We start from the raw sequence: 22,157 nt of genomic DNA, 5'->3' as shown, positions 1-22,157 counted from the left end.
CGGTCACGGCTGGCTGGCCGGCGGCGTCAGACGCCAATGCAACTCATCGAGCAGCATTCGGCCGGCAGCAGCGCTGGATTCCTGTTGTGGCACGCCAACTTGCGCTGGCAGCGAACGCTGACCGACGTCCTCGCTCCGATGGGCCTGACCCACGTCCAGTTCGTCGTGCTGTCGACCGTGTGGTGGCTGGGCAGGGCAGGTGATGCTCCGCGGCAGGGTGAGGTCGCCGAGCATGGCGGCCTCGACACGGCCATGACGTCTCAGGTGACGAACGCCTTGGTGGCCAAGGGATGGATCGTCCGCGGCCAGGATCCCAGCGACGGCCGCGTCTCGCTCCTCTACCTCTCGCCGAGCGGTCGCGAGCTCACGGAACTGGCTGTGGTGTCCCTCGACGAGGCTGAGCGGGCATTCTTCGCCGCGGCCGGTGAGCAGGCCGGCGACCGGACCCGTCTCATCGAGGTGCTGCGGCTGCTGGCAGATCGTGACGAGCGCGGCAGCCGGCAAAGCGACTGACAAATCCCGTCTGCGCCGATCGAAACCATTGAAAATAAATGTTGCGCGCGAACATCTAGCACTTCTGTTGCCCGCAAACTAGTCTCCGGGTCACTCGCACCAACTTAGGGAGTGACTGATGAAGCAACAGCACCGCCGAGCAATCGCTGTCGCAAGCTCCTTCGTACTGGCGGCCACTGTCGCCACCTCGTGCAGCTCGTCGAGTGGATCGGAGGCCAGTGGTACGTCGGGGGCGTCGGCCACCGCGTCCGCGAACTCAGCCTCGAATCTGGCCGGCCTGTGTCCCTCGACGGTCATCTGGCAGACCGGCTGGATCCCGCAGGCCGAGCACGGCCCGATCTACCAGATGCTTGGCGAGGACTACAAGATCAACGCGGCGCAGAAGCGTGTCACGGCGACCTTGGTCGACCGCGATGTCGACACTGGCGTCAAGCTGGAGGTTCGGGCCGGCGGCCCCGCGATCGGCTTTACCAGCGTCTCCGCGCAGATGTATCTGGACAAGTCGATCCTCATCGGCGGCATCAACACCGACGAGGCCGTCGAGCTCTCCGGCACCCAGCCGACGGTCGGGATCGTCGCGCCTGACCAGATCAGCCCGCTGATGATCTTCTGGGATCCGTCCAAGCATCCCGACTGGAGCAGCATCTCCGACATCGGGCGGACCGACACGAAGGTGCTGTACTTCGACGGTACGACGTACATGTCCTACCTCACCGGCAGCGGTGTGCTCCAGCAGAAGCAGATCGATGGCGGGTTCGACGGCAGCCCGTCGACCTTCGTGGCAAGTGGCGCGGAGTTCGCTCAGCAGGGCTACGCAACGCAGGATCCGTACCTGTTCGAGCACGACGTTGCCCAGTACAAGCGGCCGATCAAGTACGAGCTGATCAACAAGCTCGGGTACCAGATCTATCCCGATCAAGTCTCCGTTCGCGCTGAGGACGTCGAGAAGGAGGCTGACTGCCTGGAGAAGCTCGTTCCGATCATCCAGCGTGCGGCCGCCAGCTATCACAGCGATTCGGAGAAGGCGAACAAGCTGATCCTGCAGCTGGGCGTCTACAACATCGGTGCGCCGCAGAGCGAGGGACTGATCAAGTTCGGCAGTGAGACCCAGAAGAGCATCGGCATGCTGGCCAACGCCCCGGACGGAAGCGTCGGGTCGTTCGACACCAAGCGGGTGCAGCAGTTGATCGACATCACCGTGCCGATCTTCGAGAAGCGGAAGAAGGAGACGAAGCCGGGGCTCGCAGCGGGCGACATCGTCACCAACAAGTTCATCGACTCCTCGATCGGGATCGACCGATGACCATGACGGCGTCGCAGCTGGTGTTCGACGATGCCGGTTCAGTCGACTTCCACGACCTGGGCAAGGTCTTTGCCAACGGCACCCAGGCGCTGCGAAACGTCGACCTGTCCGTGGGATCGGGAGAGTTCGTGAGCATCGTGGGGCCTTCAGGGTGTGGGAAGAGCACCCTGCTGCGAATCGCCAGTGGTCTCGACACTCCGACGACGGGACACGCCACCGTGGGGGACGGTGCTATCGGTTTCGTCTTCCAGGAGGCGACCTTGCTCCACTGGCGCACCGTCGCGCGGAACGTGGAGTTGCTCATGGAGCTCCAGGGCGTGCCCAAGCGCGAGCGCGCCGAACGGCGCGAAGAGGCCCTGCAACTCGTCGGACTCGATGGCTTCCAGAAGCACCTGCCCAAGCAACTCTCCGGCGGGATGAAGATGCGGGTCTCCATCGCCCGAGCGCTCACCCTCAACCCGGACATCTTCCTGTTCGACGAGCCGTTCGGCGCCCTCGACGAGTTGACCCGTGAGCGTCTCAATGTCGAAGTGACGAACGTGTTCGCCGCCCGCCCGTTCACTGGCATGTTCATCACGCACAACATCTTCGAGGCAGTCTTCCTCTCCACCCGTGTCGTCGTGATGTCCGGCCGGCCCGGCACCGTCGTCGGAGAGGTGCAGGTTCCCCTGCCTTTCCCCCGTCCGCTCGACCTGCGATTCGACCGTGCATTCACCCGTTTGGTGAGCGAAGTGTCAGGTCTCCTGAGAGAGGGATCCTCATGACTCTCACTGCGACGCAGCCCATGTCCCTGCCCAAGCGTCGCTCTGGACGTGGCTGGGCAGCGGCGGTTCTTCCGCCGCTGCTCGTGCTCGCCGGTTTCCTCGGTCTTTGGTACCTGATGTCCTATGAGCTGCTGGCTCCGGATCGACGGTTTCTGGTGCCTCCACCACACCGTGTGGTGTCCGTGGGCTTCCTCGACTGGGAGAATCTCCAGGCGCTGCTTGTCGGCTTGGTGGTCACCATGCGCGTGGCAGGCGTGGGTCTGCTCGCGGCGATTGTCATCGGGTTGGCCGTGGCGATCGCCATGAGCCAGGCGGCCTGGGTGGAGCGTTCTCTGTACCCGTACGCCGTCACGCTGCAGACCATTCCGATCCTGGCGCTGGTGCCGTTGTTCGGGTTCTGGTTCGGGTTCGGGTTCTTCAGCCGCGTGGTCGTGTGCACGATGATCTCGTTGTTCCCGATCATCGCCAACACCTTGTTCGGACTGAAGTCCATCGACCCCGCGCTTCGTGAACTCTTCGCCCTCCAGAAGGTCGGGCGCTGGAAGAGGTTGCGGAAGCTGGACCTGCCCTTCGCGCTGACCGCGGTGCTCGCCGGCTTTCGGATCTCCGCGGGCTTGTCGGTGATCGGCGCGATCGTGGGCGACTTCTTCTTCAGGCAAGGCACCACGGGCATCGGCATCCTGATGTCGCTCTACATCTCGCGGCTTCAGTCCGAACTGCTCTACGCCTCGATCATCTTGAGCTCGCTGCTCGGTATCGTCGCCTTCTGGCTCTTCAGCGGGCTCTCGTTCGTGGTAGGAAAGCGGTTCGACCGCAGCCAAGCCTGAGCGCAAGACTCCGGCTGGTCCATAGGAAGGCCTCCGAATCCGGTGTCGGCACCCGCCTTCACCAGGTTCGGAGGTCTTCGCATGACGGAGGAGCGGCTAGCGGATCGCTCGTGGCTGGGCACGGCGGCTTCGAGATGGCAGCGAGCGCCAGTACGGCGATTTGCTGCGCCAACCGGTCAAGGTCGGCGTCGTCGTTGTTGGAGGCAACGGCGGATTCGGCCAGGATCGCCTGTGCGGCAAGGCGGAACCTGGCCTCGTCAGGCATGCTCAACCGGTTCCTCCTTCTACGACGCGCAGTTGACTTACGCGTCGAGTACCAGGCGTGCCGACGTGGCGCGAGAGACGCAGATCATCATCCGGTCAGCACGCTGCTCGTCGCTGAGTACGGAGTCGCGGTGGTCCGGGGTTCCCTCGAGAACGCGCGTCTCGCATGTGCCGCAGATACCTTCGCGACATGACCCGAACACCTCGGAGCCGAGTTCCTCCGCGACGTCGAGGATCGACTCGTCTGCAGTGACCGTGCGGGTGATTCCGAGACGCCGGAACTCGACCTCGACGGGACGCGACTCGCCTGCAGGCGCCTGCGGCGCGGAGAAGCGCTCGAGGTGGGGCGGGGGCAGCCCGAGATCATGACACCTCGAGGCAACCGCGTCGAGCATCGGCGCTGGCCCGCAGCAGTACACGGCGGTCTTGTCTGTGCAACCGCTCAGAATGCGCCCCAGGTCAGGCATTCCGCATTCGTCCTCGGGGATGACATGTACCCGCTCTCCGAATCGCGACGTCAACTCCTCGACGAACGCCATCCGTGCACGACGTCGACCTGCGTAGTAAAGGCTCCAGCGCAGCCTGTCGGCTTCTACGGCGTCCACCATCGGGATGATGGGGGTGATTCCGATGCCGCCTGCGATGAACAGGTAGTCGTGGGCGCAGTCTAAGGGAAAGAGGTTGCGCGGGCCCCGGGCGCTGATCGCCGCCCCTTCTGCCAGGTGGTCATGGATGTACCTGGAACCGCCCCGGCCCGCGGGCTCGCGGAGGATTGCCACGCGCCACTCGAACGAATCCTCCGGGTCGCCGCACAGTGAGTATTGCCGGATAAGCGTGCCCGTGCCCTGGACCGGGAGTACGAGGTCGATGTGAGCGCCAGGGTCCCATCGCGGCAGCTTGTCGCCGGCCCGGGCGCGGAGAGCGATCTCCACGACGTCGGCCGCACGCAGTGCTTTCTCGACAACGACAAGGTCGATTGTTTCGTTGCTCGAGCGCTCATCCATGCAGACTCACCGTCCATTACCAGGTGCTAGTGGCCGGAGCGGAAAGAATGGGGCACGCCGTACGTTCTCGTGATGACGAGTTGTCAACACGAGCGCGTTCGGAAGCCCCATTTCTTACGCCAGTCCAAATATTAGTTCATACCTTTAGTATTGGCAACGCTAAAGGTTCAGGAAGAAGGTGCGGACGGCCGACCGGAACCGATCGACGTCAGCCTCGAGCGCCACCCGAACCGGGGTGCCGTCCCCAGCAGCGTTGCCTTCCTCTTCTCCACCTGGCCGCTTGTGCACCCGCCGGGCAAGCGGTCGCATGTCCACCACCGTCGCTCCCCATGCCGAGCTGCCGCCGACGTCCACTTGGACACCCAGCAGTTCCGAGGTCAGCAGGGTCGGGTCTGCGCACGCCATCGCCGCGACTAAGTCATGACAGGGCGTCTCCCCAGGCGCGCACAGCATTCCTGCGTTGCGCTGGTAGAACGAGAGTCGGTCCGCCAGGAACTCGGCCGCAGGCGTCTGGCGTGCCATGAGTGCGGCGAATTCGTGCTCAGTGAAGGTTGCCGCGTGTGTGACGTCCAGGCCCACCATCAGGGGCGGTTCCGCCCACGGGGAGCGAAGTACCGTGTCGGCAGCCGCGGGATCATGCGCGATGTTCGCCTCCGAGCTGGGACGCGCGTTGCCGCCGGCAGCGGCGCTACCGCCCATGAACGTCAGCCGAGCCTCGGCAGATTGCATGGCTCCGGACCCGACGGCGGCCGCCAGGTTCGTCATCGGTCCAAGCGCGAGTACGCCGATCCCGTCGCGGCAGTACTCTGCGAGAGCCTCCGTCGCGCTACGGGATGTCTCGGGCGGCCGTCGTGCAGCGGGACGTCGTACGTCCGCCAGCCCGTCGTGGCCGTGGATCGTCACGGGGCGCCGGGTGCGTGGCGCGGGCCCGGACGGGCTCGAGCCGACGAACACTGGAACGTCGTCCGCGCCCGCTGCTTCGAGGATCACCCTCAGGTTCGCCGCGGCCTGCTCGGCCGGCACACTTCCGCCGACGGCGGTCACGGCGACGATGTCTATGTCGGGATTACCACAAAGCCACAGCAGGGCCGCGGCGTCGTCAATAGCACCGTCGCTATCTACGATGAGTCTCAAAGGTATTCCTTCCGCTTCATGGTCTGGGTCCTCGGCAGCGTTAGAGTGCTGTCATGGCTGGATTTGGGAGCGAGGTGCAATATGTCGCTGAGTGAGGAGATGCGCCGGGAGATTGCCTCTCTCGAGGCGCTCCCTCTGGAGGATCTGGAGGAGGCGCTGCGGCATCACTCCGCCGGCCACACTCCGGGCTTCCTGCTCCGGCATGCGACGCTGAGGTGGCAGCGGCAGGTGGCGGCCGCGCTGGCCGGAATGTCGCTCACCCACGTTCAGTTCCTGGTTCTCAGTAGTACCTGGTGGCTCGGCAGAGAGGGCGAGGCGCCTCGCCAGCGTGAGATCGCAGCGCATGCCGGTCTCGAGCCCGTCCTCACCTCGCAGGTCCTCAAGACCCTCGAACGGGCCGGACACATCACGCGGGATCGTGACGTGCAGGATGCGCGCGCGGTGCGCGTAGCCGTGACGCCCGCAGGCAAGGACTTGGCCCGGCGCTGTGTGGTCATCCTCGACAAGCTCGGCGAGGAGTTCTTCGCCGACGCGATGGCCACACCTGGATTCCTCGACGCCATCCGCGGCCTGGCCGGCCGGGACTCCACAGGGCACGAGCTACCTGAACCTGGGGCTGACCCAGGCTGAGGCAGCTCGTGGCTGAGGTGCTTCGCGAGTGGGCGGATGCCTAGGCCTTCGGCTGCGCCGCGGCTCGCGCTGCCTCGACGAACGGGCGCGCCCAGGTCCGATCCGGCGGGACCAATGAGCTCTCCTGAGCCAGTTCCGCGAGGATGCGCCTGTACTCCACGGTCATCCGGTCGGTCCGGGTGTGCATCTCGGTCTGTACCTCGAGCGGGAACTCGGGTCGGATCTGCTCCAGGAGTTCCTTGTCCTCGGCCTGGATCCGCCGGTCGAGCGTGATGATCTCTTGCCGCTTGGCCTCGTCGGGGTTGTCGTTGCGGGCGATGAACTGGCAGAAGAGGGTGTGCTCGTCGTCCACCGGGGTCGCCGTCTTGAACAGCACGTGCCGTAGGCCGTTCTCGTACTCCATCACGTCGCGAAAGACGAAGGGCTGCACGAGTTGGGAGTTCGTGGTCCGAGTCGTGAAGTCGCCGGTCAGCCCGGTGTTGCGGCGCTGCTCCGGTGTCAGCCTGGAGATATAGGAAACCCGCGAGCGGATGGTGTCACCCTCGCGCTCGACCTTCATGTTGTTCATCCGGGGGTTGGACGAGTCGCCGATCGTGTTGCGATGCGTCCAGGCCAGATGGGAGACGTCGAGGGCGTTGTCGATCACCCGGGGCGCGGACGCCCGCCATACCTCCATGATCTCGTGGATCAGGTCGAACTCGGGATCCAGTGCCTCGGGGAGCTCGGGGATTCCGGCACGCGGCATCCCCGGGCAGATCCAGACGAGGCCGTACCGTTCCTCCACCAGGACGGACAGCGCCCGGGCACGCGGTGGCACTGGCTGCTCCGGGTCATTCTGCGGGATACGTTCGCACGCGCCAGACGGGGCGAAGGACCAGCCGTGGTAGCCGCACACCAGCGCGCCGTCCTCAACCCATCCCTGGCTCAGCCGCGAGCCACGGTGCGGACATTCGTCGATGGCCGCGCCGATCAGACCGCTTGTGCCGCGCCACAGCACGTAGTCGTCGCCGAGCACCCGGGCGGGCCTGGGCTTGTCCGTGATGTCAGACGAGTAGGCGACCGCGTACCAGTACTCCTTGAACGCTGGAACCTGACTTACGAGCATCTTCCGTTCCTTTCAATTCGCATGCGTGTGAGCACCGGTTTGCGCGCGGCGAAGGCATCCGCTTCGATCCGCGACTTCGAGCCGTGCACCAACTCCCCGTGATGGACGACGAGACGTCCGTCGACGAGGACGTGCTCAACCCGTCGGTTGAGACTGTTGGCGAAGACCAGGTGCGTCGCAGCCCGGACAGCCTCGGAAGGCACTCCTGCTTCCGGGGTGGCGACCACCGCGATATCGGCCAAGCGTCCGACCGCCAGCTCGCCGAGTACATCGCCCCAGCCGAGCGCCTGCGCACCCTGCCGGGTGCCGAGTTCGAGGATGCGGTACGCCGGCATCGCAGCGGCGCCGCACCTGGGCCGGTGAACCAGCGCTGCCATGCGCAGTTCGTCGAAGGCGTCCAGGCTGTTGTTGCAGGCGGCGCCGTCCGTTCCGATCGTGACGTTGACTCCGACGGCGAGCATCTCGGGCACTCGGGCAATCCCGGATCCGAGCTTCAGGTTGGCCGACGGGCAATGCGCAACGTTGGTCCGAGTGGTTGCCAGCAGCCGCAGCTCCTCATCAGAGAGCCAGACACAATGGGCGAGGACCGAGCGGGGCCCGAGGGCATCAAATGCCTTCAGCACCTGCACGTCACGACCGTCGTTCACTCCAGCGACCAGCGCGGCCTGTGAACGGTTCTCGTTGACGTGGGTGTGTATGACCAACTGCCTGCGTCGCGCAAGGTCGACCGCCTCATGCATGAGGACTGTGGATGCGGCACTGGGGGCGCGTGGTGCGACCGAGGCTTGAAGTCGCCCTCCCTCGCGCCCGTGCCAGCGTTCGACCAGGCGCTCCAGATCGGCCCATGCTTCGCCGGTGCTCTCGCCCCAGAGTTCTGTGCCCGGCTCCTGCCGGTCCATCAGAGCCTTACCGACGACCGCACGAGCGCCCAGGTCTGCTGCCGCCTCGAACGCAACGTCTGTGTGTCGGGCCGTCTCCATCGAGTTGAAGGTGGTCGTCCCTGACAAGAGCAGTTGCGCGACGCCCCAGCGCGCGGAGGCTGCAGCGGATTCACGGTCGAGAAGCTGCTCCAGGGGCCAGATGTGCCGGTCCAGCCACTGCATGACGTCCAAGTCCTCGGCGACTCCCCGGAACAGCGTTTGACACAGATGCACGTGGGTCTGCACAAGCCCGGGGATCACCCAGCACCCGGTGGCGTCGACCTCTTGGTCTCCGCCGGTCGCGCGGATCTTTCCGATTGCGGCGATGACGTTGCCCTCGACTGCGACGTCGGCGCGCCGTGCCATCGTGGTCCCACCTGCGACCACGACGCCGTTCCGGATGACCGTTCTACCCACACGCACCCCATTCGATTAATGTATGAACTGTAAAGGTACGAACTATCGACTGGCTACCCTCGGAACGGCGGTGCATTCGTGATCGTGCTCGGCGCGATCGATCCACAGGACGCGGGGGAGGCAGTGGCGAAGCGCGCTATCGGAACTGTGACCCGCATCGACGTGGGCCGTGGGCGGGCGCCGCTCCTCGTATTCATCGTCGCTCCGGCTGCGAAACCCTCCGCATCTCGGTCGGCTGTGTCGACGACCCAAGAATGTGAGGACACATGGACCTCGGTCTGCAAGGCCGGAACATCCTCGTCACCGGCGCGACCGGTCTGATCGGGTCCGCAATCGTTCAGGCGCTGGCGTCCGAAGGCGCCGTGCCGTTGGTGCATTACTGGACTGGTGTTCGCCGCGCTCGCGATATCGCTGAGGCCACCGGTGGCATCGCCCTGCGGGCAGACCTCCGCAGTGAAGCCGAGGTCGAGTCCTTGTTCGATGCGGCGATCACCCACTCCGGGTCCATCGATGGATTGGTAGCCAACGCCGGCTGGTGGCCAGGTGCGCCGGTGCCCTCGCGCGATCTCCCGCTGTACCGCTGGCGCACCACCTTGGAGCAGAACCTGACGATCACCTTCCTGACTGCCCGGGCGTACCTGCAGCACGTTCGCGACATCGGCCGCGGATCCCTGGTGCTCGTCTCGTCCGCAGCGGCGGATCTAGGCGAGGATGGGTTTGCGGACTACGCGGCAGCCAAGTCCGCAATCGCCTTCGGCCTGACGAGGACTCTCGCGCGAGAGATCGTGGCCGACGCCCCCACCGCCCGAGTGAACGCGGTCGCCCCGAGTTGGGTCCCACCACCCGGCCCGGTCGACCAAGGCCGTCTGCGGCAGGCGCTTGCCACGTCGCCTCTAGACCGCCCTGCAACCCCCACGGAAGTCGCGAACACCATCCTCTGGTTGCTTTCAGACGAGGCGTCAAGCTACGTGACGGGGCAAGTTATCCGGGTAACCGGCGGTCTGGCGGGCAAACCTCACACGCCCGCTCCGTGAACCGGCCGTGACATGTGCTTGGCGCTGACAGAGCGCTTGAGTACAGCGCAGCTGGGGATCTCGAGTGAGGACTATCTCTGTCGCACAAGTGTGGCTATGAAGAAATACAGACACCCGATCCCGGTCGCGATCAGGCACACCCAGTAAGCAAGGACGAGCCGCGGTGATTCCCTACCGGCGGCCTTGGCCTCGCTGGCGTCGCGGTACTCGTCGACCTGCGAGCGGGTGATTGCCTCGCCGATGTCGACCGCCTTGCCCTGCGTGCGCGCTTGCCCGGGCGGCGTGACCAGCGGGCGAGGTTGCCGTGTTGGCTGGGCCATCGTCAGTCCGAACACGAGCGTGTGGACGGCATCACCCATCTGGGGCCGGGTTTCTTTCTGGGCCATTCTCTCTGTCTCCGCTGTGGTCGAATCATAAGCGCAGATCGTCATCGAGCGGCGATGTCGGCGCTTGGGTCCAACGGTCCAACTGGAGGCGGAGACCAGGAGGACGTCCCAGTGCCGCGGCCTGCCCCGGCGGCACTGGTCGGTCCCCAGCAGACCAAGGCGCGGGTTCCGGCGATTGAGCCCCCATAACTCACCCGTCGGCAGCCGTGATCTGCGCGCAGCCACCTGGGCAAACTGGCCGGCCGCAGGAGGCTACAAGCAGGGCACTTTGCGCGCAAATTAAAAGTCAACCTCAAACGGCACAGATCCTGACCGGCTGGGCGGCGCAGGTGTTGAGGGTGTCTGGGCTGCTTGTCGAAGGCCTTACACCGGCAGCCCGTCTCCCAGCAGGTCAGCGTCCGTAACCGATCCCCACTACAGCATTTGGCCGCCGATGTACGCGTGGTGCGCCTCCTCGTGGAGCCGTCGCTCAGGCCCGCGACGGCTGTCGGGTCGGTGAGCTCTCGAAGCGCACGTACTCAAGGTGCACTCCTTGGTAGAGCCATTGACGTGGTCGCCGACGCGAGTTCATCGTGCAGGGGAACAGTCAGAGTGGAACCGTGCAGGTGTCAGCGTGCGTACCTCCTTGAACGGTGTCCGTCACGTAAGGGGAGCCCGTATGTCCCAACCGCCGCAGCAACCATCTGACCCACAACGGCGGCACCAGCCGCCGCCGGTGTATCGGGGCCAGCCCTTCCCGCCGCCAGGGCCGCCGTTCGGCCCTGGCGTCCAGGCGAGCTATCAGCGGCAGCCGGTCATGCCGCGGCAGCCTCAGCCGGACGCGGTGCCGCCGCGCAAGATCGATCACCGCCTTCACCTTGCGCTCACGATCCTGTCCTGCGGGTTCTACTTGCCCGCCTGGATAGGGATCGCGATTGCCTCCCGGAACAAGTCCAAGGTCGAGTGATGGCGAGCTGGCTGGCCCAGCACTGGCCTGGCGTCGCAGGCAGCCTCATCGTGCTTGGTCGGCAAGACCTCGCTGGTTTGCTCGAAGATCCGCGCAAGCCGACCAGTGAAGTCGCTCGGGAACTCGTGGCCGAGACCCGGCAGCATCCACCGAGATGCCGAGTCCGCGGAGTTGGTGTTCGGCCGACTCGACGACGTCGCGCAGGTCGTCGTCGGTTCCCATCAATACTGCCGCCGGCACGAGGCTCCGGGCAGCCGCAGCCGGCAGTCCGCGCAGAGCCGGAGCCAGTACGACGACGCCTGCCGCCGCTGTGGCTGGCCGGTAAGCGCCCAGTCGAGGGCCGCTCGTCCGCCTGCGGAAAATCCCGCAGCGATGAGAGGCAGCGACCGCAGTTCGGCGGGAAGATGGGTGAGTGCCTGCGCGACATCGCTCCGAGAGTGCTCCGGATCGGGCCATGTTCGATACATCGGTGACATGAGTTGGGACGACTCCACGCACAAGAGTGCGTAGCCAGCGAGGTCACGGTTGCCCAGTCCTTGGCTGCGTGCATTGCCCGCTGCCCGGCGCCGTGCAACGCGATCACCACACCCCGTGCCCGGTCCGTCGGCACCTACAGGATCGGCGTGGCGGGTTCGTGGTGTGACATTGCGCGGTTGGTGCGGGAGAGTTCGAGTAGCTCGGTGAATTCGGGCAGGGCCGGCAAGCCGCCAGATCATCGTCGTCGATCAGCAGGGACTCGGCCCACCAAGAACCCCTGGCGGCGGCGGACCGGAGGGCGCTCTGGGCGGCTTGTGGGCGGCCGAGAGCGCCGAGAAGGCAGGCGCGGAAATGGGTCAGCTCGGCTATCCAGGGCGCGAGTGAACTGCTGGCGCGGTCCAACGCGGCGAGGGCCTCGTCGTAGGCACCTGTTGCGTACAGGCGGGCGACTCGGTCGGTCAGGGCGTCGTACTCGGTCACGGCGATCTGCATTTGAGTGATTATATGCGCACAAACTTTCTGTCGAGGGTTGAAGTGGTGCAGGATGTTGGGGTGAAGGTTGAGATGGTTCCCGATGCGGCGCCGGTTCGGGTGTGGGCTCCAACCATGCTGGTGCTGGCTGCGATCTGGGGTTGCAGCTTCATGTTCATCGCGGTCGGCGTGCGCGAACTGCATCCGGCGTACCTGGCGCTCGGGCGAGTAGCGTGTGGGTCGATTGCGCTGCTGATGATCTTGGCGATCAAGCGGGAATCTCTGCCCAGGGATCCCCGGGTCTGGCTGCACGCACTCGTACTGGGGGCGATCGGGTCGGCCATCCCGTGGACGCTGTTCGGGTACGGCGAGCAGCGCGTGCCGTCCTTGCTGGCGGGGATCTGGAACGGGATCGTCCCGCTGATCGTGCTGCCGTTGGCGGTGTTCGTCTTCAGGACCGAGAAGCTCAGTTCGGAGCGCGCGGCCGGTCTCTTGATCGGGTTCTCCGGGATGCTGGTCGTGCTCGGCGTGTGGAACATCGAGGGTGGGGCCGATCCGGTCGGGCAGATTCTCTGCATGACCGCGGCTGTGTTCTACGGCATCGGCATCCCGTATCAGAAGCGTTTCATGGCCGGTATGAACATCTCCGGTGTCGCACTGTCGGCCAGTCTGTTGCTGTGCGCCACGATCGAATTGGCCGTCATCGCCCCGATCGTCAGCAGACACGTCCCGCCTGCGCCATGGTCGCTGTCGCCAGAGGTCGTCGGCAGCGTGATCGCGCTCGGCGCGCTGGGCAGCGGGCTGGCGTTCGTTCTCTGGCTTCGAACCATCCGGCTGATCGGCGCAAGCAAGTCGGCGCTCGTCACGTACCTGATGCCGATCTTCGCAACCGTCGCCGGCGTCGTCGTGCTCGGTGAGGACCTGACGTGGTACCAGCCGGTCGGCGCCGTGGTCGTGCTGTGTGGTGTGGCCGTCGCACAGAGTGTCTTCCGGATCGGCCAGTGGCCGTGGGCAACTGTTGTTGGACGCACGGCGGTGCCTCAGGCGGAGAAGCCTGAGACACCGAGCTCGTCATGAGTTGAACGTGCTCCGGACCGCTCGCCAGCACTGCGCCACGACGCTGGATCCCTCGCTCCTCCGTCGTACCAGGAAGATGCCGGCAGGCGGACAGTCCGAGATGATGAGTCGCTTCAGGCCCAACGTCTCCCATTGGAGCTCGAGACTGCTGGAGACGACCGATGCGCCGTACCCCGAAGAAATGAAAGACGTCATTTCCTCGACGGAGGTCGCCGGCCTGGCGGCGATGCGATCCTCGAGCGCTCCGTCGCAAAGCCAGAATGCTCTTTCGAAGAACTCGTCATCGAGTGCTCCCGGATCCAGAATCTGCATTGTGCGGAGATCAGCGACAGTTATGGTCGACCGGTCTGCGAAAGGATGGTCCTCCGGGATCACGGCGCACAGCGGGTAGGTGGCGATCTGATGTGAAACAAACGATTGAAAAGATCGCCCTGCCCGTGCGGTGACCAGCGCGATGTCCACGGCGCCCCGCCGGAAAAGCGCACTCTCCTGGCGCCAGGCCATGTGGACAGGTGTCACATCGGCAGTACCGGGCTCGCGCGCTGCCACCAGGGCCCGATTAAGCACCTCTCGGGGTGTGCTGGAGACGAAGCCGAGCATCAACTTCGGCAAGATGGAGGCCGCGCGCCTCTGGGCGCTGGCCAGAGCGGCGTCGAGACCGTGTACAAGCGGTTCGACGTCCGCGAGGAACGTCTCGCCCAGCGGTGTGAGTGTCGCCCCACGTCCGTCGCCGGCGGTGCTGCGCGCGAGGAGGCGCCCACCGACCTCATGCTCCAGTCGCTGGATGCTGAGGCTCAGTCCAGGCTGAGAGACGTGCAGGTTCTCGGCGGCCTTGGTGAACTTGCCCACCTTGGCCACCTCGATGAAATGCTTGAGTTGTCGCAGGTCCAACGTAGTCCCCGTTGCAGAGCTGAGCTATTAATCCCAGTTATAGTAGCATGAAGAGCTGGTATTGGACACCACGCCCCTCCACTTCCTAGCATCGAACTGTAAGACAATCGAGTGAGTCGAGCAGGGAAATGCACGCCAGAGCGAATAGGAAAAGTCTTTCTAATCTCCTCGATTGAGTCGTTTCGCCAGAAACCTCCGAGGCGGCTACGTGTAGCGGGCCGACAAGACTGATCAACGCACGCGACCACTGTGTGGCGCCGGTGCTTCTTTGCATGGCTGACGGGATTTGGGCAACACGAGCGAAATCAGAGGGAGACCGTGACCAGGCATCTACTCCTCGGCGCCTTCGAAGTGAACGCGCTGAACATCTCGTCGCAAGGCTTGTGGGCTCGGCCGGACCACGACAGCACCGAGTACAAGCACCTCTCGAGATGGACCCGGCTCGCGCAGATGCTGGACCGGGGTGGATTCGACTTCCTCTTCCTGGCCGACACCTACGGATACCCACTGCTCAGTGGTGAAGTTCCCGCGGTCGCCATCGAGCAGGCGGTCGACCTCCCGAAGAACGACCCGCTTCTCCTGATTCCGGCTCTCGCGGCGGTCACCGAGCGGCTTTCCTTCGCTGTCACCTCGTCCACCACCTACGAGGAGCCATTTGCGAACGCGCGCCGCTTCGCCACTCTCGACCACCTCACCGGGGGGCGCGTGGCCTGGAACGTGGTGACGTCCAGCAGTGTCGCGGCGACGCAGTTGTTCGGGCGAGACGGGCTGATCGCGCATGACCAGCGGTACGAGATCGCCAGCGAGTACATGGACCTGAGCTACAAGCTGCTCGAAGGTTCGTGGGAGGACGACGCCGTCAAGGCCGACAAGGTCGGACGGGTCTACGCGGATCCGGACAAGGTCCACGTCGTGGAGCACGAAGGCAAGTACTTCAAGTGCAAGGGCGTCTTCTGCTGCGAGCCGTCCCCACAGCGGACTCCGGTCATTTTCCAGGCAGGTGCCTCCAAGGCCGGCCGGGGCTTCGCGGCTCGGCATGCCGAGGTCGTCTTTCTCCAGGGCTCGGACACCGAATCCCTGCGAAACCAGGTCACCAGTATCCGGCAGGCGGCCGAGGAGCATGGGCGCGATCCGCGCGACATCAAGACGGTTGTCGGACTCTCCGCGATTGCGGCGGACAGCCGTGCCGAGGCGGAGGCCCAGCTTGAGGACTACTTGTCCTATGCGCACCAGCAGGCGGCACGGGTCTACTACGCGATGATGACCGGCGTCGACCTCGCGAAGCTCGAGGCAGACGGTGCGATGAGTGAGCTGCGCACCGAGCTCGGACAGACCCAGCTCGAGCGTTACGCGAAGAAGTCTGCCGCGGATGCCTACGCGGACTTCAGCAAGCGAGGACTCAGGGAGTTCATCATGCTCGGCACCGGTGGCGAGATTGCAGAGCAGTTGGCGGAGCTCGTCGAGGAGACCGACGTCGACGGCATCAACTTCGCGCCGTTCGCCAACCCGGGCTCGTACGAGAACTTCATCGACCGCGTGGTTCCGGAGTTGCGTGACCTGGAGTTGCTGCCGACCGAGCCGTCCGGTCCGAAGACCTTCCGCGAAGGGCTGTTCGGCCAGGCGCACGCGAAGAAGACCCACCCGGCGGCGCAGTACCGCGTCGGGAAGTAGCAGGAAAAGGAGTAGGAAATGAACAGCAAGACTCAAATGGGCCCCTCGCCTCCGGTCGTCCGCTCCGTCGGAAGCGACGGCGCGTCGATGCCGGACTTCCGGCAGCTGCTCAGCCAGTTCGCGTCAGGCATCGTCGTCTTGACCACCGCTCTGGAGGTTCCCTTCGGAGTGACCTGCCAATCCTTCTTCAGCCAGTCCCTCAACCCGCCCTGCATTGCTACATCAGTCTCCAAGAAGTCCTCGACTCTGCCCCAGTTCAAGTCCGCCGGCCACTTCGGTGTGAACGTGCTCGCCGCGGACCAGGCCGACCTCGCAACCCAGTTCGCCAGGAAGGACGGCGACCGTTGGGAGGGCGTCAATTGGGAATTGTCCCCGGCCGGCAACCCGCGGATCAGCGGTGCGCTGGCCTGGATGGACTGCCGGATCATGGTCGACGTGGAGGCCGGCGACCACGTCATGCTGATCGGTGAAGTGCTGGATGCCGCGATCGCAGACGCCCAGGAACACCCCTTGATTTTCTTCCGCGGCGGATTCCACACGCCCCTGATCGACTCGAGGAACCGACAGTGACATACATCGCCGACCCCGACCGGTACGAGGGTACGAAGTACTCGCGAGCCGGCTCGTCGGGGTTGCAGCTGCCGAAGATCTCACTCGGCCTGTGGCAGAACTTCGGCGCCGGCCACTCGTACGGCTCGCAGAAGGACACGATCCTGGCTGCGTTCGACGCAGGCATCACCCACTTCGACCTGGCGAACAACTATGGTCCGCCACCGGGCGAGAGCGAGATCTCGTTCGGGCGGGTGCTCCGCGAGGAGCTCAGTGCCCATCGCAACGAGATCGTCGTCGCCACGAAGGCCGGCTACCGGATGTGGCCCGGGCCGTACGGCGAATGGGGCTCGCGGAAGTACATGCTGGCCAGCCTGGACGAGTCGCTCGAGCGGCTCGGCCTCGACTACGTCGACATCTACTACTCGCACCGCTTCGACCCGGACACTCCGCTCGAGGAGACGATCGGCGCGCTGCAGACAGCCGTCACTTCTGGCCGAGCGCTGTACGTCGGCATCTCGAGCTACTCGGCTGCCCGCACCCGTGAGGCCTTCCAGATCGCTCACCGCATGGGCCTGCGATTGCTGGTGCATCAGCCCAACTACTCGATGCTGAACCGGTGGATCGAGGTCGAGTTGCTGGACACACTCGACGAGCTGGGCATGGGATGCGTCGCGTTCTCGCCGCTCGCGCAGGGCCTGCTGACCGGCAAGTATCTGGATGGCGTTCCGTCCGACTCCCGCGCGTCTTCGGGCGGCCCGTTCAAGGCGCACATGCTCGACCCGAAGATCCTTCAGAGTGTGAAGGCGCTGAACGCCATCGCAGCCGCGCGCGGTACGACGCTGGCCCAGATGGCGATCGCGTGGTGCCTGCGGGATCGACGCGTGACGTCGGTCGTCCTCGGTGCATCGTCGCCGAAACAGCTGTTGGAGAACCTGGCAGCCCTGAACGAGCCCGAGTTCTCCGACGAGGAGCTCGCTCAGATCGATGCCGCGGCGTTCGACGCCGATGTCGATCTGTGGCTGGATTCGCGCCAGTCCTAGTTCGCGACAGTTCGTCGCGAGTTCCCCTGTCGTGTCGATCTGCTCGGGGTGAGGTCCGAGCAGATCGATGCGAGTCCCCTGAACTTGTTCAAGCAATGAGGAGGTGTGCTATGTCCGAGGGCAGCCCGTCCAAGATCATCCTGGACACAGACATCGGCTACCTGAACGACGACGCCATCGCGTTGATGATCGCGTTGGCGAGCGCGGACATCGAGCTGCTAGGTGTCACTCTCGTTGCCGGCAACTACGATCTCCAGCAGGAGATCGTCGATACGCTGAGCTTGCTGGACGTCCTGGACCGAGCAGACCTTCCTGTCTACGCCGGCGCGGATCGGCCGCTGCTCCATCAACGTGGGGACTACGAGGAGCTCAGCTGGGGCAAGTGGGCCACGTTCGGCGAGGTCAACGTGCCTGCCCGGGGCTATCCCCAGGCCGAGCTGCGTCCGGGGCACGCGTCGAAGTTCATCATCGACACGGTTCGCAAGTACCCAGGGCAGGTCACGGTCGTCGCCGTCGGTCCGCTGACGAACGTCGCGCTGGCCTTCGCGCAGGATCCCGAGATCGCGTCGCTGCTCAAGGGCCTCGTGATTATGGGGGGCGCCGTCTCGAGTCTCGAGTTCGGCTCCGGCAACGTCACTCCGACTGCCGAGTTCAACCTGTGGGTCGATCCTGAGGCCTCCGCTCGGGTCTTCAGTGCGGGCGCGCCGACACGGCTGGTGCCGCTGAACGTCACCCGCCGGCTCACCTACACGGCCGACTTTCACGAGCGGCTGATGGACCACCACCAGGGGGTTGTGGCTCAGCTGATCGACGAGCGCATGGGCCCGTTCTTTGCCGGAAGCCAGCGCGACGTCGGATCCGCGCACTTCTCGAACTACGGTCTGTGCGATGCATCGGCTCTGATCGCCGCACTCAAGCCGGGTCTGTTCGAGTTCATCGAGACGAACATTCAGATCGATCTCAGCAACGGCCCGGCCAAGGGCACCTGCTACTGCTATGTGATCCGCGACTTGGACGACGCAGTACTGGAGTCGGCCAAGGGAGCGACGAGTGGCCTGATCCAGCCGTCCGTACTGCCTGGAGCGGTATCGCGACCTGGACGCGTCCAGGTCGCGATCGGGGCGGATGTCGCGGCCGTACGCGAGCAGTGCCTCATCCGGCTGCAAGCGGGTTGCACGACCCTCGGCCAGCCGATTGACCGGAAGGTGCCGCGATGAAGCACGAGGTGGTGGTCGTGGGGTCGGCCAATCTCGATGCGATCTGTCGTGTCGACCCGCCTCCGCAGCCAGGTCAGACGGTGATCGGCAGCGGCTCACTGGCCGGTGGCGGCAAGGGTGCGAACCAGGCGTGCGCCCTGGCCTCGTTCGGGGTGTCGACGACGCTCCTTGCCCGGGTCGGATCCGATCTGGCCGGGGTCCAGGTGATCGACGGCATCAGCGACCACGGCGTGGACGTCGAGATGGTGATGCCTGACCCGGACGAGCCCACCGGGATCGCCTTCGTGAGCATCCTCCCGGACGGCGACAACACCGTAGTCGTCGCGCCCGGTGCGAACCTGACGCTGAGTCGCACGGTTGTCCAACTTGCCTTCGAAGACATCGAGGACACAGCGATGGTGCTGTGCCAATGTGAGGTGCCGATCGATGCCGTGTCGGCGGCGTTCAGCGAGGCCGAGAAGGTCGGCGCGGCGAAGGTCTTGAACGCTGCGCCGGTCGTCGACGGCGTCGAGCGCGTCCTCGGCCAGGCGGACCACGTCATCATGAACCAGTCGGAGTTTCTCGAGATCTCGGATGAAGTCACCGCGGACCTCGAGTCGCTGCGACGCGCACACCGCCGCTTTCCGTTCCACGGGGGCCAGGCGCTGATCGTCACGCTCGGCGGCGACGGCGTACTCGTCTCGCACGACGGCAAGGCGACCCACATCGCCGCGCCGAAGCTCGAGAACATCGTCGACACGACCGGCGCCGGCGACACCTTCTGCGCCGGCTTCGCCGCGGCGATCCTGGCCGGTCAATCACCGGAGGAGGCCGCGAGAGTCGGCACGAGCGTCGGCGCAGCGGCAACGCAGGTCTACGGGGCGAGAGTCGATGCATCGGTCGTCGCCGACTTCGAGAAGGCGATGGCGTCGCAGCCGCCGCGTCAGTCGTCTGCGCCGGCGTCGTGGCACTACGACGAGGAGGAGGACCAGCTGTGACTGCTCGCTGGTCGGTGGCGCCCAAGCCGGCCACATCAGCCGGCGGCGAGGACGATCTGCCCGAGCAGGTGCGGATTCGGAAGGGAAAGCGTGAGCGTCTGATTGACCTGGAGCGCGAGCCGTATCCGACCATCGTCGCGCGGACGCACTCGCTGGCCGAGATCAGGGCGACGTACGAGCCTATGAATCTGGCTGCGGACGCCCGGACGGGAGACGTGGTCAGCGTCGTCGGTAGGGTCATCTTTCTCCGGAACACCGGAAAGCTCTGCTTCGTGCGTCTGCGTGAAGGCGCGGGCGACGAGTTGCAGGTGATCCTGACCCAGGACGACCTCGGTGTGGTGCCGCTGGGGGAGTTCAAGGGACTCGTGGACATCGGTGACTTTCTCGGGGTCACCGGCGAGGTCATCACCAGCCGCAGGGGAGAGTTGAGCGTCCGGGCGACGACGTGGGAGATGGCCGCGAAGACGCTCCGGCCGCTACCCAACGAACACAAACCGCTCAGCGACGAGGCTCGGGTGCGGCTGCGGTATGTCGACATGATCGTCAACCCGGCGTCGCGCCAGATGGTGCGCACGCGGGCGACGGTGCTCAGGTCCTTGCGCGAGACCCTCGACGACCGCGGGTATGTCGAGGTCGAAACACCGATCCTGCAACAGACGAACGGCGGTGCGGCCGCCCGGCCGTTCCGGACCTATCTCGAAGCGTTCGACCAGACGATGCTGCTGCGCATCGCGCTGGAGCTGGACCTCAAGAAGGCGATGATCGGCGGCGTCGAGCAGGTCTACGAGATCGGCCGAACGTTCCGCAACGAGGGCCTCGACTCCTCACACTCCGCTGAGTTCTCGATGCTGGAGGCCTACGAGGCGTACGGCGACATCCACAGCATGAAGCGCCTTGTGAGGGATCTGGTCGTCAATGCGGCGCGTGCTGTCGGCAGGACCGTCGTCACCGCACGCAACGGTGAGGAGATCGACCTCGAGGCCGAGTGGAAGAGTGCCAGCGTCATTGACCTGGTCAGCGAGAAGCTCGGTACCGAGGTCAGCGTCGACACGCCGTCTGCGAGGCTCCGGCAGTACGCCGCGATGCGCAACGTCGAGCTGGAGCCGCATTGTTGGGGATCGGGCGAGATCATCCTGGAGCTCTACGAGCAGCTCGTCGAGCCGACCTTGATCCAGCCCGTTTTCGTTGAGGACTACCCCGAGTCCGTTCGACCGCTCGCAAAGCCACACCGGTCCAAGCCGGGCTTGGTCGAGGCGTTCGACCTTGTCGTCAACGGTCTCGAGCTTGCCCCGGCGTACACCGAGCTGAACGACCCTGTCATTCAGCGCGAGCGGCTCACGGAGCAGTCACTGTTCGCAGCGGCCGGCAATCCGGAAATGATGGAGCTGGATGAAGCCTTCCTCCGCGCGATGGAGTTCGGAATGCCACCGGCCGGTGGCATGGGCATGGGCATCGACCGCCTCGTCATGCTGCTGACTGGCGTCGGCATCCGCGAGACGATCCTCTTTCCGCTGCTGCGCTTCGAGGATCCTCGAAGCGCGGGATCGAGATGACTGCCATCCGGCCTGTCTGCACGGACGCGGACTATGAGGGCTGGCGCGAGGTGCTGGTCGCCATACATCCCCAGGAACGATGCCCGAGTGTCGCCGAGCTTCGCGACGTGGAGGCGCCGAAGCGGCTCTTGCTGATCGCCAAGCTCGACGGCAAGGTGGTTGGAACTGGGCTGTCCGACAGATCGGTCCTGGCAGACCGTGCGCTCGTGATGGTGCGAGTGCTACCGGATGCGCGTCGGCAGGGCATCGGCTCGGAGCTGCTCCACGCACTGTCTCATCACGCAGTTGCCCAAGGCTACGAGATCGCCACCGCCGGTCTTGATGACGAGGGTTCACTGGCGTTCGCCCAGCGGCTGGGGTTCGTCGAGACACGGCGTGAGGTCGAGCAAGTTCGTCGGGTAGTGGCTGAATCCTGGCCGGAATCTGCCCGGCTTTACGACATTGTCTCGGTTGCCGAGCGGCCGGAGCTGTGGGCGAAGGCCTATGAGCAGGTGGCGCTGCCGACTTTCTCGGACATGGACGTTCCAGTGTGGCCGGCGGTCTCCGGCGAAGAGTGGGCGGAGCTGTGGATCAACGATCCAGAGGCGATGTTCATGGCCGTCGTGTGCGACGAGGTGATCGGGGTCGCCGGCCTGCTTGTCGATGCCGATCGGCCGGAGCGCGCAGAAGTGGCATACACCGGCGTACGGCAGGAGTGGCGCCGTCGTGGTGTTGCATCAAACCTGAAGCGCACGAGCATGGCCTGGGCCGCGGATCGTGGCATCACCGAGATCTACAGCTGGACCCAGCAGGGCAACGAGAACGTGCGCGCCCTCAATGAACGACTCGGCTTCACCTACGGCGCCATCTCCATCAAGGTCCAGGCGACCTTGCCATTACACCTCCCCTGCGCCTGGCCTCGGTAGACCAGGCCCACCAGACGACACCCCGGCCTGACCCGTCCCCCCAAAGACTCAGGTCAGGCCGGGGTGTCTTGCATCCCTG

Annotated in this window: 23 protein-coding genes; 15 read left to right on the top strand and 8 right to left on the bottom strand. The window is 65.2% G+C overall.

Going from position 1 to position 22,157, the window contains the following annotated elements; genetic code table 11:
- The first annotated feature begins 36 nt into the window (after window positions 1–36).
- From E1218_RS05050 to E1218_RS05035, 4 genes are all read left to right on the top strand, one after another.
- Complete coding sequence (locus tag E1218_RS05050; protein ID WP_132316722.1) at window positions 37–513, top strand: MarR family winged helix-turn-helix transcriptional regulator; 477 nt, start codon at window positions 37–39, stop codon at window positions 511–513.
- A gap of 118 nt (window positions 514–631) precedes the next feature.
- A complete protein-coding gene (locus tag E1218_RS05045; protein WP_132316721.1) occupies window positions 632–1,816 on the top strand; it encodes an ABC transporter substrate-binding protein in 1,185 nt (394 codons plus the stop codon).
- A complete protein-coding gene (locus tag E1218_RS05040; RefSeq protein WP_132316720.1) occupies window positions 1,813–2,580 on the top strand; it encodes an ABC transporter ATP-binding protein in 768 nt (255 codons plus the stop codon). Before E1218_RS05045 ends, E1218_RS05040 begins: the two co-directional genes overlap by 4 nt.
- A complete protein-coding gene (locus E1218_RS05035; RefSeq protein ID WP_132316719.1) occupies window positions 2,577–3,407 on the top strand; it encodes an ABC transporter permease in 831 nt (276 codons plus the stop codon). The genes E1218_RS05040 and E1218_RS05035 overlap by 4 nt, the downstream gene beginning before the upstream one ends.
- Before the next feature lie 58 nt (window positions 3,408–3,465).
- Here the strand turns inward: E1218_RS05035 and E1218_RS05030 are convergent, their stop codons facing one another.
- The 3 genes from E1218_RS05030 to E1218_RS05020 form a co-directional block, all read right to left on the bottom strand.
- Window positions 3,466–3,678 carry a hypothetical protein gene (locus tag E1218_RS05030; protein ID WP_132316718.1) on the bottom strand — a complete coding sequence of 71 codons (213 nt, stop codon included), beginning with the start codon at window positions 3,676–3,678 and terminating at the stop codon, window positions 3,466–3,468.
- A 31-nt stretch (window positions 3,679–3,709) separates the two neighbouring features.
- Complete coding sequence (locus tag E1218_RS05025) at window positions 3,710–4,675, bottom strand: PDR/VanB family oxidoreductase (protein ID WP_132316717.1); 966 nt, start codon at window positions 4,673–4,675, stop codon at window positions 3,710–3,712.
- Window positions 4,676–4,834: 159 nt separating this feature from the next.
- Window positions 4,835–5,809: a nucleoside hydrolase gene (locus E1218_RS05020; protein WP_132316715.1), complete on the bottom strand. Its 975-nt coding sequence runs from the start codon at window positions 5,807–5,809 to the stop codon at window positions 4,835–4,837.
- A gap of 18 nt (window positions 5,810–5,827) precedes the next feature.
- Between E1218_RS05020 and E1218_RS37920 the strand changes: the two genes are divergently transcribed.
- Window positions 5,828–6,439 (top strand): MarR family winged helix-turn-helix transcriptional regulator, encoded by a 612-nt coding sequence (locus tag E1218_RS37920; RefSeq protein WP_132316713.1) that lies wholly within the window; start codon window positions 5,828–5,830, stop codon window positions 6,437–6,439.
- Between the two features lie 40 nt (window positions 6,440–6,479).
- Here the strand turns inward: E1218_RS37920 and E1218_RS05010 are convergent, their stop codons facing one another.
- Complete coding sequence (locus tag E1218_RS05010) at window positions 6,480–7,544, bottom strand: aromatic ring-hydroxylating dioxygenase subunit alpha (protein WP_132316711.1); 1,065 nt, start codon at window positions 7,542–7,544, stop codon at window positions 6,480–6,482.
- Complete coding sequence (locus tag E1218_RS05005; RefSeq protein WP_132316709.1) at window positions 7,535–8,830, bottom strand: amidohydrolase family protein; 1,296 nt, start codon at window positions 8,828–8,830, stop codon at window positions 7,535–7,537. The genes E1218_RS05010 and E1218_RS05005 overlap by 10 nt, the downstream gene beginning before the upstream one ends.
- A gap of 317 nt (window positions 8,831–9,147) precedes the next feature.
- On the opposite strand from E1218_RS05005, the gene E1218_RS05000 reads away from it, so the two are divergent.
- A complete protein-coding gene (locus E1218_RS05000) occupies window positions 9,148–9,915 on the top strand; it encodes an SDR family NAD(P)-dependent oxidoreductase (protein WP_132316707.1) in 768 nt (255 codons plus the stop codon).
- Window positions 9,916–9,986: 71 nt separating this feature from the next.
- Here the strand turns inward: E1218_RS05000 and E1218_RS04995 are convergent, their stop codons facing one another.
- Window positions 9,987–10,346: a hypothetical protein gene (locus E1218_RS04995; protein WP_132316705.1), complete on the bottom strand. Its 360-nt coding sequence runs from the start codon at window positions 10,344–10,346 to the stop codon at window positions 9,987–9,989.
- Between the two features lie 751 nt (window positions 10,347–11,097).
- Here E1218_RS04995 and E1218_RS35895 point away from each other — a divergent pair.
- Window positions 11,098–11,247, top strand: coding sequence for a hypothetical protein (locus E1218_RS35895; protein WP_165949118.1), 150 nt, complete (start codon window positions 11,098–11,100; stop codon window positions 11,245–11,247).
- Window positions 11,248–11,826: 579 nt separating this feature from the next.
- Here the strand turns inward: E1218_RS35895 and E1218_RS36555 are convergent.
- Window positions 11,827–12,216: a hypothetical protein gene (locus E1218_RS36555; protein ID WP_202865792.1), complete on the bottom strand. Its 390-nt coding sequence runs from the start codon at window positions 12,214–12,216 to the stop codon at window positions 11,827–11,829.
- A gap of 114 nt (window positions 12,217–12,330) precedes the next feature.
- Here E1218_RS36555 and E1218_RS04985 point away from each other — a divergent pair, with 114 nt between their 5' ends.
- Window positions 12,331–13,272: a DMT family transporter gene (locus tag E1218_RS04985; protein ID WP_233712010.1), complete on the top strand. Its 942-nt coding sequence runs from the start codon at window positions 12,331–12,333 to the stop codon at window positions 13,270–13,272.
- Here the strand turns inward: E1218_RS04985 and E1218_RS04980 are convergent.
- Window positions 13,267–14,163 carry a LysR family transcriptional regulator gene (locus E1218_RS04980; RefSeq protein WP_132316701.1) on the bottom strand — a complete coding sequence of 299 codons (897 nt, stop codon included), beginning with the start codon at window positions 14,161–14,163 and terminating at the stop codon, window positions 13,267–13,269. The genes E1218_RS04985 and E1218_RS04980 overlap by 6 nt on opposite strands.
- Window positions 14,164–14,481: 318 nt before the next feature.
- Here E1218_RS04980 and E1218_RS04975 point away from each other — a divergent pair, with 318 nt between their 5' ends.
- The 7 genes from E1218_RS04975 to E1218_RS04945 all read left to right on the top strand — a co-directional run bounded on the left by E1218_RS04975 (window position 14,482) and on the right by E1218_RS04945 (window position 22,078).
- Complete coding sequence (locus tag E1218_RS04975; RefSeq protein ID WP_165949126.1) at window positions 14,482–15,834, top strand: NtaA/DmoA family FMN-dependent monooxygenase; 1,353 nt, start codon at window positions 14,482–14,484, stop codon at window positions 15,832–15,834.
- A gap of 87 nt (window positions 15,835–15,921) precedes the next feature.
- Window positions 15,922–16,404: a flavin reductase family protein gene (locus E1218_RS04970; protein WP_165949125.1), complete on the top strand. Its 483-nt coding sequence runs from the start codon at window positions 15,922–15,924 to the stop codon at window positions 16,402–16,404.
- Entirely contained in the window at window positions 16,401–17,426 is a 1,026-nt protein-coding gene (mgrA, locus tag E1218_RS04965) for an L-glyceraldehyde 3-phosphate reductase (protein ID WP_132316695.1), read from the top strand. The genes E1218_RS04970 and mgrA overlap by 4 nt, the downstream gene beginning before the upstream one ends.
- Before the next feature lie 95 nt (window positions 17,427–17,521).
- Window positions 17,522–18,643 carry a nucleoside hydrolase gene (locus tag E1218_RS04960; RefSeq protein ID WP_325052809.1) on the top strand — a complete coding sequence of 374 codons (1,122 nt, stop codon included), beginning with the start codon at window positions 17,522–17,524 and terminating at the stop codon, window positions 18,641–18,643.
- Entirely contained in the window at window positions 18,640–19,620 is a 981-nt protein-coding gene (locus tag E1218_RS04955; RefSeq protein ID WP_132316691.1) for a ribokinase, read from the top strand. Before E1218_RS04960 ends, E1218_RS04955 begins: the two co-directional genes overlap by 4 nt.
- The gene (lysS, locus tag E1218_RS04950; protein ID WP_325052806.1) at window positions 19,587–21,173 is read left to right on the top strand and encodes a lysine--tRNA ligase; all 1,587 of its coding nucleotides are present in this window, start codon (window positions 19,587–19,589) and stop codon (window positions 21,171–21,173) included. Before E1218_RS04955 ends, lysS begins: the two co-directional genes overlap by 34 nt.
- Window positions 21,170–22,078, top strand: coding sequence for a GNAT family N-acetyltransferase (locus tag E1218_RS04945; protein ID WP_132316689.1), 909 nt, complete (start codon window positions 21,170–21,172; stop codon window positions 22,076–22,078). The genes lysS and E1218_RS04945 overlap by 4 nt, the downstream gene beginning before the upstream one ends.
- Window positions 22,079–22,157: the final 79 nt, after the last annotated feature.

It is taken from the genome of Kribbella turkmenica, assembly GCF_004348725.1.
Classification (GTDB): domain Bacteria; phylum Actinomycetota; class Actinomycetes; order Propionibacteriales; family Kribbellaceae; genus Kribbella; species Kribbella turkmenica.
Note: the sequence above shows the minus strand (reverse complement) of the source record. Positions and strands in the feature narration are given on the sequence as shown.

What these genes read in the sequence shown, in the direction of transcription:
- E1218_RS05050 (WP_132316722.1), top strand. Translation starts at nt 37, where the DNA reads ATGCAACTCATCGAGCAGCATTCGGCCGGCAGCAGCGCTGGATTCCTG.
- E1218_RS05045 (WP_132316721.1), top strand. Translation starts at nt 632, where the DNA reads ATGAAGCAACAGCACCGCCGAGCAATCGCTGTCGCAAGCTCCTTCGTA.
- E1218_RS05040 (WP_132316720.1), top strand. Translation starts at nt 1,813, where the DNA reads ATGACCATGACGGCGTCGCAGCTGGTGTTCGACGATGCCGGTTCAGTC.
- E1218_RS05035 (WP_132316719.1), top strand. Translation starts at nt 2,577, where the DNA reads ATGACTCTCACTGCGACGCAGCCCATGTCCCTGCCCAAGCGTCGCTCT.
- E1218_RS05025 (WP_132316717.1), bottom strand. Translation starts at nt 4,675, where the DNA reads ATGGATGAGCGCTCGAGCAACGAAACAATCGACCTTGTCGTTGTCGAG.
- E1218_RS37920 (WP_132316713.1), top strand. Translation starts at nt 5,828, where the DNA reads ATGGTCTGGGTCCTCGGCAGCGTTAGAGTGCTGTCATGGCTGGATTTG.
- E1218_RS05010 (WP_132316711.1), bottom strand. Translation starts at nt 7,544, where the DNA reads ATGCTCGTAAGTCAGGTTCCAGCGTTCAAGGAGTACTGGTACGCGGTC.
- E1218_RS05005 (WP_132316709.1), bottom strand. Translation starts at nt 8,830, where the DNA reads ATGGCACGGCGCGCCGACGTCGCAGTCGAGGGCAACGTCATCGCCGCA.
- E1218_RS05000 (WP_132316707.1), top strand. Translation starts at nt 9,148, where the DNA reads ATGGACCTCGGTCTGCAAGGCCGGAACATCCTCGTCACCGGCGCGACC.
- E1218_RS04995 (WP_132316705.1), bottom strand. Translation starts at nt 10,346, where the DNA reads ATGACGATCTGCGCTTATGATTCGACCACAGCGGAGACAGAGAGAATG.
- E1218_RS35895 (WP_165949118.1), top strand. Translation starts at nt 11,098, where the DNA reads ATGCCGCGGCAGCCTCAGCCGGACGCGGTGCCGCCGCGCAAGATCGAT.
- E1218_RS36555 (WP_202865792.1), bottom strand. Translation starts at nt 12,216, where the DNA reads ATGCAGATCGCCGTGACCGAGTACGACGCCCTGACCGACCGAGTCGCC.
- E1218_RS04985 (WP_233712010.1), top strand. Translation starts at nt 12,331, where the DNA reads ATGCTGGTGCTGGCTGCGATCTGGGGTTGCAGCTTCATGTTCATCGCG.
- E1218_RS04970 (WP_165949125.1), top strand. Translation starts at nt 15,922, where the DNA reads ATGCCGGACTTCCGGCAGCTGCTCAGCCAGTTCGCGTCAGGCATCGTC.
- E1218_RS04960 (WP_325052809.1), top strand. Translation starts at nt 17,522, where the DNA reads ATGAGGAGGTGTGCTATGTCCGAGGGCAGCCCGTCCAAGATCATCCTG.
- E1218_RS04955 (WP_132316691.1), top strand. Translation starts at nt 18,640, where the DNA reads ATGAAGCACGAGGTGGTGGTCGTGGGGTCGGCCAATCTCGATGCGATC.
- E1218_RS04945 (WP_132316689.1), top strand. Translation starts at nt 21,170, where the DNA reads ATGACTGCCATCCGGCCTGTCTGCACGGACGCGGACTATGAGGGCTGG.